Genomic DNA, 14,083 nt, shown 5'->3' with positions numbered 1-14,083 from the left:
GAGGCGAGCGCGGCACAGCGACTACAAAAACATCGCTGTGGCAACTTGCGCCACAGTCCTGTTCACGGGACCCTGTTCTCTGGGTTGCCGCCCGCTCACCGAACGTGCCCCCGGAGGCGACATGCACACGCTCCGTACCGTGCCCCGCCGGCTGCTGGCCGGCTCCGGCGCGCTCCTGCTCGGCACCGCCCTCGCCACCGCCGCCATTCCGATTCCGGCCAACGCCGCGACCGGCGCGGACACCGTCGGATACGTCCGGCTCGCGCACCTCTCCCCGGACACCCCGGCGGTGGACGTCTACCTGGCCGCGCCGGGCGCGGCGAAGCCGCAGGTCTTTCCCGGTGTCGGTTACGGCGTGGTCTCCGACTACCTCGAACTCGCGCCGGGCCGGTACGCGGTGGCCATGCGCGAGGCCGGCGCCCCCGCCAGCGACCCCCCGGTGCTGACCACCGAGGTCGCGGTGACCAGCGGCGACGCGTTCACTGTGGCCGGTGTCGGCCGGCACGCCGACCTCGGCCTGCGGGTCCTCAACGACGATCTCAGCGCCCCCACCGACGGCCGCGCCAAGGTGCGGGTCGTGCAGGCGTCGGTGCGGACCCCGGTGCTCGACGTGGCCGCCGCCGACGGCCCGATGATCGCCGACGGGGTGCAGTTCGCCACCACCACCGACTACCAGCAGGTTGAGCCGGGCAGTTGGCGGCTGAAGCTGACGGGTGCCGGCGGGCCGAGCGCCGACGCCGAGGTGCGGCTCACCGGCGGCGCGGTCTACTCGCTGCTGGTGCTCGACGCGAAACAGGGCGGGCTCACCGCCGAGCTGCGCCGCGACGCCGAGGGCGGCATCGTCGTCCCGGCCGGCGGGGTGGACACCGGCGCCGGTGGCACCGCCGGGGCCGGGCTCGACGCGTACCCCCTGGTGGCCGGCGGTCTGGCCGCGGCGGTCGGCGCGGTGGCCCTGCTGCTCTGGCGTCGGCGGCGGCGCACCACCTGGTGAGCGCCGGGCCGGACCCGTCGATCCGGCGGCACCGTGACCGCCGGGTACCGCTGGTCGCGCTGGTCGCGGCCGGCGCGGCGGTCTGCCTGGCCGTCGGCACCGGGGTCGGGCTGGCCACCACCGGCCCGCCACCGCCGGTGGCGACCTGGCACCCCGGCTGCGACGACGACTGCCCGTCAGTGGCCGCCGCGCCCACGCCACACGGTCCACCCACGCGGGTACGCGTACCGCGTATCGACGTCGACTCACCGCTCACCGTGCTGGGTCTGGACCGCGCCGGCGCGCTGATTCCGCCGACCGACTTCCACACCGCCGGCTGGTACGGCGGCGGCCCGGCCCCGGGCGACACCGGCCCGGCCGTACTCGCCGGGCATCTGGACTCACGACGCGGCCCTGCGGTCTTCGCCCGGCTCGGCGAGCTACGGCCCGGCGACCTCGTGGAGGTGTGGCGCGGCGGCCAGCGGTTGCCGTTCCGGGTGACCGGGTCGCTGCGTACCCGCAAGGACCAGTTTCCGACGGCGGTGGTCTACGGTCCGACGCCCGGGGCGGAGCTGCGCCTGGTCACCTGCGGGGGCGACTTCGACAGGCGGCGGGGCCACTACGTCGACAACGTGGTGGTGTTCGCGGTGACCGAGGCCCCCGACCCGGTCCTGCCGACGTCCGCGGCGGGCTGAGTCAGAGGGGGCGGCGGCCGGCGAAGCCGCACTCGGCCCGGTGGTACCAGCGCACGTCGGAGTCGCCCTCCAGCCAGCACCAGAGCACGGCGCGGCCGGCCCGCTCGCCGGGGAAGTCGAGCAGCACCGGGGCGATGCCCTTGACCTGGATGTCGTGCTGGTGCAGCTCGTCGACGACGGCGTGCAGCCGAGCCTCCAGCGCCTTGACCTCGGCCAGCCCGCCGAGGGCGCTCACGCCGTGGTCGGCCAGGTCGGCGCGCAACTCGGCCAGGTCGGCCCGGACCCGGATCAACTCGTCGACGCGCGGTTGCAGGGTGGCCACCAGGTGCCGGGCCTGGGCAAGTGTGAACACCGGGCCAGTATGCGGCACGCACGGCCCCGCGACGCGCCCCGACCGTTCAGTCGGCCTGTGCCGCCAGCTCGCGGGCCCGATCCCGGGCGGCCTCCAACGCGGCGAGCAGCGCCGCGCGTACGCCGTGCTTCTCCAGCTCACGAATCGCGGAGATGGTGGTGCCGGCCGGTGAGGTGACCGCCTCGCGCAGCTTGACCGGGTGCTCGCCGGAGTCGCGCAGCATCACGGCCGACCCGATCGCGGTCTGCACGATCAGCTCGTGCGCCACCTGGCGGGGCAGCCCGAGCAGGATCCCCGCGTCGATCATGGCCTCGACCAGCAGGTAGAAGTAGGCCGGGCCGGAGCCGGAGAGCGCGGTGACCGCGTCCTGCTGCGACTCGGGCACCCGGATCGTCTGGCCGAGCGGCTTGAACATCTCCTCGGCCAACGTCAGGTGCGCCCCGGTGGCGTGCGCGCCGGCGGAGATCGCGGTCATCGCCTCGTCGACCAGCGCCGGGGTGTTGGTCATCACCCGCACCACAGGGGTGCCGTCGGGCAACCGGCGGCTGAAGAAGCTGGTGGGCAGACCGGCGCAGAGCGAGATGACGAGCTTGTCGGCCGGAACCTTGGGGCCTATCTCGTCGAGGAGCGCGGCGGCGTCCTGCGGCTTCACCGAGACCGCGAGCACCGCCGCCTCGTCCACAGCCGTCAGGTTGTCGACCACCCGTACGCCGTAACGGGCGGTCAGCTCCTCGGCGCGAGCGGGCCGGCGGGCGGTGGCCAGCAGCCGGTCCACCGGCCATCCCGAGCGCAGCAACCCGGAGAGCATCAGCTCACCGATCTTGCCCGCGCCGATCACCGCGACCGTGTGCACTGCGGCGGACATGTCGGCCCGTACCCCCTCGCATTGGGTCGCGGCGCGGCGGACCCGTAGGCCCGCCGCGCCGCCGACGATCGATCAGCTGCCGAAGAAGACCTCGGCCTCGGCGTACCGCTCCAGCGGCACGGTCTTCAGCTCGCGGGTGGCCTCGGCGAGGGGCACCCGGACGATGTCGGTGCTCTGCATCGCGACCATCTTGCCCCAGTCGCCGTCGTTGACGGCGTCGATGGCCTGCAGGCCGAGGCGGGTGGCGAGCACCCGGTCGAAGGCGGTCGGGGTGCCACCGCGCTGGATGTGGCCCAGCACCACGGTGCGGGCCTCCTTGCCGGTCTTGGCCTCCAGCTGCTCGGCGAGCCACTGGCCGATGCCGCCGAGGCGGACGTGGCCGAACGAGTCGAGCTCCTGGTTGGCGAGGACCATTTGGCCGTCGAGCGGCTGGGCGCCCTCGGCGACCACGACGATCGGGGCGTACTGGTGCTGGAAGCGCTTCTCGACGTAGCCGGCCACCTGCTCGACGTCGAACTGGCGCTCGGGCAGCAGGATCACGTTGGCGCCGCCGGCCAGGCCGGCGTGCAGGGCGATCCAGCCGGCGTGCCGGCCCATCACCTCGACGACCAGGGTGCGGTGGTGGCTCTCCGCTGTGGTGTGCAGCCGGTCGATGGCCTCCATCGCGATGTTGACAGCGGTGTCGAAGCCGAAGGTGTAGTCGGTGGCGCCGAGGTCGTTGTCGATCGTCTTCGGCACGCCGACGACGTGCACGCCCAGCTCGTAGAGCTTGGTGGCCACGCCGAGGGTGTCCTCGCCGCCGATCGCGATCAGCGCGTCCACGCCCTGGGCGGCGAGGTTGTCCTTGATCCGCTCGACGCCGTTCTCGATCTTGAACGGGTTGGTCCGGGACGAACCGAGGATGGTGCCGCCGCGGGGCAGGATGCCGCGAACGTCGGCGATATCCAGGGGGCGGGACAGACCCTCCAGCGGGCCCTTCCAGCCGTCCCGGAAGCCCACGAACTCGTGACCGTAAGTGGCGACGCCCTTGCGGACCACCGCCCGGATGACCGCGTTGAGACCGGGGCAGTCGCCGCCGCCGGTGAGCACGCCGATACGCATGATCCGCTCATCCTCCTGGAGCATCAGGTAAAGCCCGATATGCCCCAGGGTATGTGTCAGGTCAGACCATCGGCGCCGTTGCCGGCCCGGGGCGGGCCGTCACTGCGAACTGTAGTCGGCCCGCCAGTACGACGACAGCGCGCCCCGGGCAGCAGCCCCCGGTCAATAGGTCACCTCGTGGTTCTCGCCGGCCTTCGGTGGCCGGCCGGTGACCGCGGCCTTCGCGTAGCCGAGCAGGTTCACCACTGTGCTGTTCGGCGAGTCCCAGTACTCGGCGGAGCTGGTGTGCACCTTGATCAGCGTGAGACCGGTGGTGTCCAGCCCGTCGGGGAACCACGCCTTGAGGAGTGGGTTCCACAGCCGCTCGGCCCGCGCCCGGTCGAACCCCTCGGTGGCGGTGCCGGAGATCGACACCCACGCGTTGTGCTTCTGGTCGGAGAAGGCGACGTTGACCTCCGGGTTCACCCGGATCTGGCGGACCTTGGCCGAGTCGGCGTAGGCGAAGAACCACAACTCGCCGTCGAACTCGGCCTCCTGGAGCCCCATCGGTCGACTCACCTGCCGCCCGTCCAGAGCAGTAGTGGTGAGCATGCAGATTCGCGCGGCCCGGGCCAGGCCGGTGACCCGGGCGCGTGCCTCCGCGGCGCTGCTCGGCTGGTCGCTCATGGCAATCTCCCTCGGCTCGGCTGGTCGAACCGTTGCCCGGGACAGAACCGGTCAAACCTACGGCGGCGCGGCCACCGCTCAACGGGCGGTCATCGCCCGCCAGCGGGCCAGATTGTGCCGGGCATCGACCAGCGCGTCGTGCCGGGCCGCGTCCGCGTCCGGCAGGGGCGGCCGGCCCCGGTCGTCCCAGAGCTGCCGCAGCTCCTTGGTGTAGCGGGGAATCTCCCGGGGCAGCGCCGGCATCGCACCCCAGAGCTGGGCGAGCACCACGTGGTCGTACGCGGCGAACCAGGCCCACAGCTCCAGCTGCTCCCCCGGCCGGTCCCGGATCGGCTCGACCAGGAAGTCGAACAGGTCGTCGCGGATGCGCTCCCGCGAGCGCCAGGCCCGGTCCGCCGGGGAGGGCAGCTTGTCCAGCACGTTGCGTCGGACCCAGGGCACGGCGCGGGAGTCGTCGAACTCGGTGGAGACCGCGTAGAACTCGCGGCCGTACTCGTCGACGACACCGATCGAGACGAGGTCGACGGTCGTGCCGTCCTCGATGAACTCGCAGTCGTAGAAGTAGCGGTAGACCATTCCGGGCATCCTCGCCCACCGCCGCACGGCCGCGCCAGGCGGGGGCCGCCCCGAGGTCGACCGAGCCACGGCGACACCTCGTGAACGGCACGTCGCAGCTCGTGACGGTCACGGAAGTGCTTCGAGGGGTGTACAGCAAGCGACCGGACCGTCATGATCTGATGTGTACCGCTACCGGACGCCGAATCGGTGTCAGTTCACCTTGTCGGGGCCCATCAGGTTCGCCCGGTGAGCGAGTTGTGGTCCATGACCGGGGGAGGGGTTGGGCCGTGGAGGTTCGCCTGCCAGAGCCGGGTGACGCGCTCACGGGTGTTGAGATGTTCGCCGGGCTGGAGCCCGAGGTGCGGCAGCGCGTCATCGCCGCCGCCGTTCCGCGCACCTACCGCAAGGGCCAACTGCTCTTCGTGGAGAACGACCCCGGTGAGTCGCTGATCGTGCTGCGCCGCGGCGCAGTGGCGGTCTTTCGCACCGCACCCACCGGCGAGCGGGCCGTGTTGTCGGTTATCCGTCCACCGGACGTGCTCGGTGAGGTTTCCCTGCTCGACGCGTCCACCCGGTCCGCCTCGGCCGAGGCCATCGAGGACTGCGCGGCGCTCGCTCTCTCGCGGGGCGCGTTCATGGAGTTGGTGCACTCCAACCCACGCATCCTGGACGCGGTGATGCGCTCACTGGGCGGGCTGATCCGCCGACTCACCGAGCAGAACGCCGACCACGTCTTCCTCGACCTGCCCGGTCGGGTGGCGAAGACGCTGGTCCGGTTGGCCGGCGAGAGCCAGGCCCCGATGATCACGATCGAGCTCAACCAGAGCCAACTGGCCGAGATGGCCGGTGGTTCCCGGCAGAGCGTCAACCAGGCGATCGGCTCGTTCGCCAGCCGAGGCTGGCTGCGTACCGAGGGCCGCCGGATCGTGGTGACCGACGTGGCCGCGCTGCGCCGCCGCGCCGGCATGGCCGACCGCTGACCGACCGGCCCGCCCGGTTCGTCGCCGGCCGAACATCCGATCTGGACAGGCGCCACTCGTCGCCGCCCGCTCCCCCATCCGTACGCACGGCTGCGCCGGCTGCCAGTGGCAGCCGGCGTCACCGTTCTCGCGGTTCAGCGGATCGGGCTCAGCGGGTCGCGCCCGGCCAACGGGTCGCGGCCGACTGGTAGCCGGGGCCCGCCCAGAAGCCAGGGCCCGCCCAGAAGCCCGGTCCGACCCAGATACCCGGTCCGGCCCAGCCGCTCGCGGTCGTGGTGGTCGTCGTCGTGGTTGCCATGCCGTCCTCCTGGTCGATGTGTGGTGCCTGTCGTGCCTGTCTTGCCGAGGACGCTACGGCGCAAAACCGTGGGACGAAATAGGACAAATCGACATGAATCACTGGCTGAAGAGCGGTTGTTGGCCCCCACACCGCGCTGACAAGGTTGCCGCGCCCGCCCCTGTTCCAGGGCCCGTGCCGACATACCCGCAGCAGTGAGGAGCCACCGGTCATGTCATTACTCCGCGGCAATGTCGCATTTCGTCGGTACTGGTCGGCGCGCCTGGTGTCGTACACCGGTGACCAGCTGGCCCGGACGGCGCTGCTGATCGCCGTCTACGACCGGCACGGTGGCGGCGCGGTCGCCCTGCTGCTGCTGGCGTCGACGGTGCCCCGGCTGCTCGGACCGTTGCTCGGCGCCCTGGCCGACCGGTTCGACCAGCGCCGGCTGATGATCGGTTGCGACACCGCCCAGGCGTTGACGTACCTCGCCGTCGCGCTGCTCGCGCCGCCCCTGCCCGTCCTGCTGGCGCTGATCACCGCGGCTACCACGGCCGCCACCGCGTTCACTCCCGCCGGGCGCAGCCTCCTCCCCCGCCTGGTCGAACGCGAACAACTGCCGGCGGCGAACGCGCAACTCGCGACCGGTGTCAACATCGGGCTCGCTGCCGGGCCAGCCGCCGGCGGCCTCCTGCTGGCGACTCTCGGGCTGACCGCCACGCTGCTCGTGGACGCGGCGACGTTCGTCCTCTCCGCGTTGCTGATCGGCGGAGTCCGGACACTCTCGACGACCGGCGCGACCCGCCGGTCCGAGCCACTGCACACGGTGCTGCGCGAAGGGCTGCGGGTGGTCCGAGGGCACAGCGTCGTCCGGGCGGTCTCGGTCGGGTTCCTGGTGATGGTGATGTTCGCCGCGCTGGACAACCTCGCCATCGTCCCCCTCGGACGCGCCGAACTGGGTGCCACCGAGGTCACGATCGGTCTGCTGGGCACCGCCTACGGCGTCGGCATGGTGCTCGGTCCGATGTGCCTGGCGAGAACCGGCGTACGCATCCGGATGGACCTGGTCCTCTACGGCGCGCTGCTCGCGCTCGGCGCCGGAACGCTGGCCACCGGCCTCAGCCCGGTGATCGCGCTCGCCATAGCCGGTCAGGCGGTCGCCGGTGTCGGCGCGGGCTGGCACAACGTCGCCGCCGACACCCTCATCCAGCAGAACGTGCCGGCCGAACGGCTCGGCGTGGTGTTCGGCACCGTCTACATGTTCCCGTACGCGGCGGAGGCACTGGCCTACGCCGTCGGCGCACCGCTGCTGGCGGTGGTCGGGCCACGATGGGTGCTGGTCATCTCGGGGTTGGGTGTGCTGGCCACCCTGGGGCTGATCGCTCCCCTGCTCACCCGGGCCCTCGGGCTACGGCTGCCGACACCGGGCAGGTTCGCGGCGGCCAACGGGTGAGGCTGCACGACGGGTGCGGCCGACGGACCGTTGGCCCGCCGACCGCACCCGGACGATCAGTTCTCCTTGCCGTCGGCCGGCGGCGCACCCGGCCCCGGACCGATCTTCTTCGGATCGGTCGGCTTACCAGCCGTGGACGTGCTCGACGAGGTGGTCGTGGTCTCCCCCGACCCGCCCGACTGACCCTCAGGCTCTTCCACCATGCCCTGCTCCTCAAGTTCGGCGAGAGTGACCGCATCGACGTCGATCGTGTCGCCCGGCGCCCACTGCGTGCCACCCGGATCGGTCCACGAGGCGGACAGTCGTACCTGCACGGGCACTCTCCCTGACATGAAACTTCCTGGTACGGAACACTAACCCCGACCGATCGACGCCGTTGCCCGTCCGCACGTCGGGTACCCGACTGGGCCGACCGGCCGCGATACTGACCTCTTTCGCCCACGGAGCTGAACATCGACCTCAAGTGTGGACACTGCGCACGCGCGGCCGGGCCGGACGACCGCTTCTGCGGCGGGTGTGGCCAGCCGCTCGGGGTCAACTGTGCGCACTGCGGGCACGCCAACAGCACCGAGGTCAACTTCTGCACCAGCTGCGGCCAACCGCTGCGGGACCACGTCGTCACGGTGCAGGAGGACCGGCGTCAGGTCAGCGTGCTCTTCGTCGACATCGTGGACTTCACCAGCTACGCGGAGCAGGCCGACCCGGAGCAGGCCCGCAGTCTGCAACAGACCTACTTCGCCACTGTGCGCCGGATCGTGCACCAGTACGGCGGGGTGGTCGAGAAGTACATCGGCGATGCGGCGATGGCGCTGTTCGGCGCACCGGTGGCCACCGACAACGACGCGTTGCGGTGCGTCCGCGCCGGCCTGGAGCTGCAACGGAACCTGGCCCGCCAGCCCGCCGGTCCGCAGCCGCCGCTGGGCTTCCGGGTCGGCATCGCGACCGGCGAGGCCCTGGTCGACCTTTCCGCCACCCGCGACGGTGGGCAGGCCTTCGTGACCGGAGACGTGGTCAACACGGCCTCCCGCCTCCAGGGGTTCGCCCCGCCGGGCGGTGTCGTCGTCGACGAGAGCACCTGGTCGGCCACCCGACACGAGATGGAGTACGCCGACCAACCACCGGTCACCCTGCGCGGCCGTTCCGCGGTGAGCCGGATCTGGCTGGCCGTCCAGGTGCGACCACACCGGGACCCGCGCGGCGCCGAGCTGACCCCGATGGTGGACCGGGAACACGAGCGCGGTCTGCTGGTCAACGCGCTGCACCGGATGGTGACCGAGCGGACCTCCCAGCTGGTGACGGTGTTCGGCCCGGCCGGTGTGGGCAAGAGCCGGCTGCTGCGCGAACTGGCCCGGCACGCCGGCAGCCTGCCCGGCCCGCCGATCACCTGGCTCGTCGGGCAGTGCCCGCCGTTCGGCGAGAACGTCACCTGGGCAGCCCTGTCGGACATCGTGAAGACCTGGGTGGGCGTGCCGGAGGTCGACGGCCCGGCCGCGCTGCGCGAACGGCTGCGGGCCCGGCTGGGGCAGCTCGCCGATCCGCACGCGACCCGGCTGGCCGAGGCGCTCGGGCCGCTGATCGGCGTACCCGGCGAACGACTCACCCCCGGTGAGACCGAGGCCGCCTGGCGGCGGTTCCTGATCGCCCTGGCGACCACCGGCCCGACAGTGCTGGTCTTCGAGGACATGCACTGGGCCGACCAGGCGATGCTCGCCTTCGTCGAGCAGTTGGGCGCGTCAGCGCGCGGCGTACCGCTGCTTGTCGTCGCGACCGCCCGGCCGGAGCTGCGGGAACGGCACCCGGCCTGGACCGGCACGATCAGTGGCGCGATGTCCATCTCGGTGCCGCCGATGCACGACACCGACATCGACGCGCTCTACTCGCTGCTCCTCGGGCAGGCGACGCTGCCGTCCAGCTCACGTACCCCGCTGATCGAGTTCGCCGACGGCAACCCGCTCTACGCCCAGGAGTACGCCCGGATGCTGCTGGACGGCGGCCTGCTCGACGCGGTCGGTTCGGCCGCCCGCCCCGACCTCGACGGTGGCGCGGAGATGCCCCGCACCGTGCAGGCGGTCATCGCCAACCGGCTCGACCTGCTGGACCCGGCGGACCGGGCCGTACTCCAGGCCGCCGCCGTGGTGGGCGTGGTGTTCTGGGCCGCGCCGGTGGCCATGGCGTTGGGACGGCCAGTGGAGTGGGTCGAGCGCGCGCTGGACCGCCTGCAACGTCGCGACCTGGTGTACGAGCAGAGCACGTCGACGATGCCCGGCCAGTCCGAGTACCGGTTCCGGCACATCCTGGTGCGCGACGTCTGCTACCAGCGGCTGCCCAGGGCCGAGCGGGTGCTGCGCCACCAACGCACCGCCGACTGGATGGCGCAGCTCACCGACGGCCGGCAGTACGACCTGGCCGAGGTGCTGGCCAACCATCGCTGGGCGGCGCACGAGATCGCCCGGACGGTCGGGCTGGACACCGCCCCCTACGCCCCGTCGGCGCGGGCCGCGCTGCACCGGGCGGCCCGCCGTGCGTACGAGCTGCACGCGCTGGACACCGCCGCCGCGCTGGTCGGGCGGGCGCTGGCCCTGGACGTCGGGCCGGACCCGGCGCTGGAGCTGTTCGACGCCGAGCTGGCGTTCTATCGGGACGGGGACGCCTTCCTGGTGGCGGGGGGCACTGACACCCTCACCCGGCTGGCCGAGCGGCTCACCACGAGCGGCGACCGGACGGGGGCGGCGCGGGCCTGGACGCTGCTCGCCACCGCCGCCTGGAGTCGGGCCGACCGGTCGGCGACCCTGCACTGCCTGGACCAGGCGATCGGCATCTACGGCGACCTACCGGACAGTCAGGAGAAGGCGGGCGCCCTGCTGGAGCTGGCCCGGGTGCACATGCTCAACGCGGAGACCGAGCCGGCGTGCACCGCCGCGCGGGCGGCAGCGTCCCTCGCCGAGCGGCTCCAGCTGCGCGAGGTCCAGGCCAACGCGCGGATCACCCTGGCCGTGGCGCGCTACCTGGCCGGCTCCGCCTCGGCGTTCCCGGAGCTGGCGGAGGTGACCGAGCACTGCCGGGTGGAGCGGCTGACCAGTCGACGCCGGGCGGTGCAGAACCTGGCCTGGGCGTTGCAGGAGGAGGGCGACCTGGCCGGCTCGGCCCGGTTGGTCGACGAGCAGCTCACCCTCGACCTGGGCGGCGAGCACAGCCTGGCCACCAGCTTCGCCGACGAGTGGGCGCGGTCGTACTACGCGGGTGACTGGACGGCGGCGCTGGCGATGGCGGCCGAGTCGACCCGGCGGCCGACCGCGGAGTGGGATCTGCACATCGTGGCGGTCTCGGGTTGGATGCGCGGGCTGGCCGGAGCCGAGCTGGTCGGGCCCGACGAAACCGCGGGGCCGGACGGACCGGGTGGGGATCTGGTCGAGCAGGCGCTGGTCGCGGCGCGGCGCACCGGTTTCCACCGGGTGCTGCGTTCCACCCTGGCGCACGCCGCCCTCTGCCGGGCGGTGCAGGGCCGCCGCGACGAGGCGATGGCGCTGCTCACCGAGCTGGACGAGGACTGGCAACGGACCCGGATGATTCCGTTCGCGGAGTGGGTGCCGGCCGTCGGGCACGTCGCCGGGGTGCTCGGCGCGGACGCGGCCCGGCTCGTCCGGCAGCTGCTCGACCGGGCGCCCCGGATGACGCCGTGGGCTGACGCCGCCGGTCAGGTCGCCGACGCCACGCTGGCCCGGCACGCCGGGGACGCCTCGACCGCGGCGAACCTGCTGCGCTCGGCGGCGGCGAGCTACGCCCGGATGACCGACGTGACCGACGAGGTCATCACGCTGGCGCTGGCCATCGGTCCGCTGGCCGAGACCGACCCACCCGCCGCCGTGGCGACCCGCGCCCGCCTGCACGACTTCGCCACCCGTCACCACGCCCCCGCCCTGCTCCACCTGCCCTGACCGCCGAGCGGACCCGGCAGGGCCGGCAGGGCGGGGCCGGCAGGGCGGTGGCTCAGGCGGCCAGCGGCGCCGGGACGGGCTCCTTGAGCTTCTGGGCGTAGACGTCGACGTACTCCCGACCGGAGAGCTCCATCAACTCGTACATGATCTCGTCGGTGACCGCGCGCTCGACGAACCGGTCGCCCGCCAGCCCGGCGTAGCGGGAAAAGTCCAGCGGCGCCCCGAACCGGATCTTCACCCGATCGATCTTGGGAATGAGTTTGCCCGGCGGCTGGATCTCGTCGGCGTTGAGCATCGCCACCGGCACCACGACCGCGCCGCTCTCCAGGGCGAGCCGGGCCACCCCGGTCTTGCCCCGGTAGAGCCGCCCGTCCGGGGAGCGGGTGCCCTCGGGGTAGATGCCGGCCACTCCCCCGGCGCGCAGCACCTGCAACTGGGTGTCCAGGGCGGCGCGCGCGGCCCGGCCGCCGGAACGGTCCACCGGAATCGTGCCGGTGCCGACGAAGAACATCTTGGTCAGCCAGCCCTTGATCCCCTTGCCGGTGAAGTACTCGGCCTTGGCGACGAAGGTGACCTTCCGGGCGGTGATCAACGGCGTGAAGATCGAGTCGGAGAACGAGAGGTGGTTGCTCGCCAGGATCACCGGGCCGGTCGCTGGCACGTTGCGCAGGCCCTCCACCTGCGGGCGGAAGATCAGCTTGAGCAGCGGACCGAGGATGACGTACTTCAGCAGCCAGTAGAGCACCGGCGTCCTTTCCCGTGGTGTGCCCGCGACAGCGCCAGCCGTCGTCGCCGCCGAGCCTACGAAGCGAGCGCTCTCACCACAACGGAGCCGACGCATAGACCCAGGCCCACGCTCACCACCAGAGGGCATTGGCCCCGGTCAGCGGGGCCGCGAGCAGGTGGTCGGGCGTGCACTGCTGCCATCCAGAACGGGAAGAGGATCACCCATTCGCCGATGTCGAATGCCGGGTCCTTGACCCGCTGGTCGGCGAAGACGGACACCGGGACCAGGACGAGCGCGCCGACGGTGAACGTCGCACCGAACGCAACGAACCAGGCTCGCTCGGCGTGTCACGTCGCCCAGCTGCCAACGATCACCGAGATCGCACTTGTCGCGCAAGAACGGACAAAGAAGCCCCGCCGCGACCTGCGGAAGCAGCCGTGACTTTGGAAGACGCGACACAACGCACTCCCGGAACCATGCCCTGACGTGTCACGATTCAGAGCACGGCGTGCGCACGGGCGCCGAAGGGCAGCGGTGGCCGCGCCGAAAGGCGCGTTAAGGGGGATGTCCGGGTGTCAGCGGGTGGGGCCCGCCGGGGACGGCGGGACAACGGGCTCGACGCGAACGAGTACGCCGTCGTCGGCGACGTCGATCCGCGCGTCGGTGAGCACCTGCTCGACGTGCTGGCCGCCGGTGGGATCGCCGCCTACCTCCAGCCCTCCGCCGACCTCAACCCGGTCACCCGCACCACCACCGTGCCGGCCCGGCCGGTCGACCGGCTCTACGTCGACCGCTCGCACCTGACCACCGCACGGGACTATCTGACCCAGCTCGCCGACGAGACCGCTCCGGAGCAGCCGCCGGCCCGCGACGAACCGGACATCGACGCCGAGTGGGCGCGGATCGTGGCGGGCTTCCACACCACCTCCACTCCCGGTGACCACCCGTGGCCGGCCTCGGAGGACGTGGACGAACGGGAGACTCGGGACGAACCGACCTCCGGGCCGCTGACCCGCTCCGGCACCGACGAACCCGGTCCGACCGCCACCGACGTTCGCCGGCTACCGTCCGCGACGGACATCTCCGGGATCTCCGTGGGGCGCGGCACCCGACCGGACGAGCCGTCGCTGCTCGACGGGTTGGACACCTTCGGCGCCGACCTGCCCGACGACGAGGACGACGAGGGTTACCACCCGCCGCCCCCGCCGCCGCTGCCGCGGGTCAGCAAGTACGCGGTGATCGGCGTGCTCGGGGTGGTCGTCGGGTTCGTGCTGTTCCTCTTCCCGTGGCTGCTTCCGATCGACCGCTCGGCGGTCACCCTGTTCGGGTTCACCGGCATCCTGGCCGGTTTCGTCACGCTGATCTGGCGGTTGCGCCCCGGCGACGAGGACGAGGACGACCCGGACAACGGCGCCGTCGTCTGAGGTCGGGCCCGCATCCCGGGACGGCAGCGGCCCCGCCGGGGGCGTAACAGTGGTGTAACTTACTGTCAGTAGGAATACCG

14 protein-coding genes are annotated in these 14,083 nt (G+C 72.3%); 6 read left to right on the top strand and 8 right to left on the bottom strand.

The window, feature by feature from the left end; genetic code table 11:
- Positions 1-121 precede the first annotated feature (121 nt).
- Positions 122-991 carry a DUF4397 domain-containing protein gene (locus tag ACLJOK_RS02215; RefSeq protein WP_410815797.1) on the top strand — a complete coding sequence of 290 codons (870 nt, stop codon included), beginning with the start codon at positions 122-124 and terminating at the stop codon, positions 989-991.
- The gene (locus ACLJOK_RS02210; RefSeq protein ID WP_410815796.1) at positions 988-1,665 is read left to right on the top strand and encodes a class F sortase; all 678 of its coding nucleotides are present in this window, start codon (positions 988-990) and stop codon (positions 1,663-1,665) included. Before ACLJOK_RS02215 ends, ACLJOK_RS02210 begins: the two co-directional genes overlap by 4 nt.
- A gap of 1 nt (position 1,666) precedes the next feature.
- Here ACLJOK_RS02210 and ACLJOK_RS02205 read toward each other — a convergent pair whose 3' ends face one another.
- The 5 genes from ACLJOK_RS02205 to ACLJOK_RS02185 form a co-directional block, all read right to left on the bottom strand.
- Complete coding sequence (locus tag ACLJOK_RS02205; RefSeq protein WP_036412622.1) at positions 1,667-2,017, bottom strand: DUF2203 domain-containing protein; 351 nt, start codon at positions 2,015-2,017, stop codon at positions 1,667-1,669.
- A gap of 46 nt (positions 2,018-2,063) precedes the next feature.
- Positions 2,064-2,882 carry a pyrroline-5-carboxylate reductase gene (gene proC / locus ACLJOK_RS02200; RefSeq protein ID WP_410815794.1) on the bottom strand — a complete coding sequence of 273 codons (819 nt, stop codon included), beginning with the start codon at positions 2,880-2,882 and terminating at the stop codon, positions 2,064-2,066.
- Positions 2,883-2,954: 72 nt separating this feature from the next.
- The gene (locus ACLJOK_RS02195; RefSeq protein WP_088949424.1) at positions 2,955-3,983 is read right to left on the bottom strand and encodes a 6-phosphofructokinase; all 1,029 of its coding nucleotides are present in this window, start codon (positions 3,981-3,983) and stop codon (positions 2,955-2,957) included.
- Positions 3,984-4,145: 162 nt separating this feature from the next.
- Positions 4,146-4,649: a pyridoxamine 5'-phosphate oxidase family protein gene (locus ACLJOK_RS02190; RefSeq protein ID WP_410815792.1), complete on the bottom strand. Its 504-nt coding sequence runs from the start codon at positions 4,647-4,649 to the stop codon at positions 4,146-4,148.
- Between the two features lie 78 nt (positions 4,650-4,727).
- On the bottom strand, positions 4,728-5,225 hold the full coding sequence (locus ACLJOK_RS02185) for a polyadenylate-specific 3'-exoribonuclease AS (RefSeq protein WP_238680272.1): 498 nt from the start codon (positions 5,223-5,225) through the stop codon (positions 4,728-4,730).
- Between the two features lie 269 nt (positions 5,226-5,494).
- Between ACLJOK_RS02185 and ACLJOK_RS02180 the strand changes: the two genes are divergently transcribed.
- Positions 5,495-6,187 (top strand): Crp/Fnr family transcriptional regulator, encoded by a 693-nt coding sequence (locus ACLJOK_RS02180; protein WP_091407574.1) that lies wholly within the window; start codon positions 5,495-5,497, stop codon positions 6,185-6,187.
- A 148-nt stretch (positions 6,188-6,335) separates the two neighbouring features.
- On the opposite strand, the gene ACLJOK_RS02175 is transcribed toward ACLJOK_RS02180, so the two are convergent.
- The gene (locus ACLJOK_RS02175) at positions 6,336-6,485 is read right to left on the bottom strand and encodes a hypothetical protein (RefSeq protein WP_410815791.1); all 150 of its coding nucleotides are present in this window, start codon (positions 6,483-6,485) and stop codon (positions 6,336-6,338) included.
- Positions 6,486-6,696: 211 nt separating this feature from the next.
- Between ACLJOK_RS02175 and ACLJOK_RS02170 the strand changes: the two genes are divergently transcribed.
- Positions 6,697-7,917, top strand: a complete 1,221-nt coding sequence (locus ACLJOK_RS02170) for an MFS transporter (protein WP_410815790.1) — start codon at positions 6,697-6,699, stop codon at positions 7,915-7,917.
- Positions 7,918-7,973: 56 nt separating this feature from the next.
- On the opposite strand, the gene ACLJOK_RS02165 is transcribed toward ACLJOK_RS02170, so the two are convergent.
- Positions 7,974-8,231 carry a hypothetical protein gene (locus ACLJOK_RS02165; RefSeq protein WP_196918950.1) on the bottom strand — a complete coding sequence of 86 codons (258 nt, stop codon included), beginning with the start codon at positions 8,229-8,231 and terminating at the stop codon, positions 7,974-7,976.
- A gap of 132 nt (positions 8,232-8,363) precedes the next feature.
- Between ACLJOK_RS02165 and ACLJOK_RS02160 the strand changes: the two genes are divergently transcribed.
- The gene (locus tag ACLJOK_RS02160; RefSeq protein WP_410819216.1) at positions 8,364-11,852 is read left to right on the top strand and encodes an AAA family ATPase; all 3,489 of its coding nucleotides are present in this window, start codon (positions 8,364-8,366) and stop codon (positions 11,850-11,852) included.
- 52 nt (positions 11,853-11,904) lie between these two features.
- On the opposite strand, the gene ACLJOK_RS02155 is transcribed toward ACLJOK_RS02160, so the two are convergent.
- Positions 11,905-12,597: a lysophospholipid acyltransferase family protein gene (locus tag ACLJOK_RS02155; RefSeq protein WP_238680101.1), complete on the bottom strand. Its 693-nt coding sequence runs from the start codon at positions 12,595-12,597 to the stop codon at positions 11,905-11,907.
- A 554-nt stretch (positions 12,598-13,151) separates the two neighbouring features.
- On the opposite strand from ACLJOK_RS02155, the gene ACLJOK_RS02150 reads away from it, so the two are divergent.
- Positions 13,152-14,003 (top strand): DUF308 domain-containing protein, encoded by an 852-nt coding sequence (locus ACLJOK_RS02150; RefSeq protein WP_410815789.1) that lies wholly within the window; start codon positions 13,152-13,154, stop codon positions 14,001-14,003.
- The last annotated feature ends 80 nt before the right edge of the window (positions 14,004-14,083 follow it).

Source organism: Micromonospora sp. 050-3, assembly GCF_046549335.1.
GTDB classification, from domain to species: domain Bacteria; phylum Actinomycetota; class Actinomycetes; order Mycobacteriales; family Micromonosporaceae; genus Micromonospora; species Micromonospora trifolii.
Note: the sequence above shows the minus strand (reverse complement) of the source record. Positions and strands in the feature narration are given on the sequence as shown.

Coding starts and splice junctions, on each gene's coding strand:
- proC (WP_410815794.1), bottom strand. CDS start 2,882: ATGTCCGCCGCAGTGCACACGGTCGCGGTGATCGGCGCGGGCAAGATC.
- ACLJOK_RS02185 (WP_238680272.1), bottom strand. CDS start 5,225: ATGGTCTACCGCTACTTCTACGACTGCGAGTTCATCGAGGACGGCACG.
- ACLJOK_RS02195 (WP_088949424.1), bottom strand. CDS start 3,983: ATGCGTATCGGCGTGCTCACCGGCGGCGGCGACTGCCCCGGTCTCAAC.
- ACLJOK_RS02215 (WP_410815797.1), top strand. CDS start 122: ATGCACACGCTCCGTACCGTGCCCCGCCGGCTGCTGGCCGGCTCCGGC.
- ACLJOK_RS02175 (WP_410815791.1), bottom strand. CDS start 6,485: ATGGCAACCACGACGACGACCACCACGACCGCGAGCGGCTGGGCCGGA.
- ACLJOK_RS02170 (WP_410815790.1), top strand. CDS start 6,697: ATGTCATTACTCCGCGGCAATGTCGCATTTCGTCGGTACTGGTCGGCG.
- ACLJOK_RS02190 (WP_410815792.1), bottom strand. CDS start 4,649: ATGAGCGACCAGCCGAGCAGCGCCGCGGAGGCACGCGCCCGGGTCACC.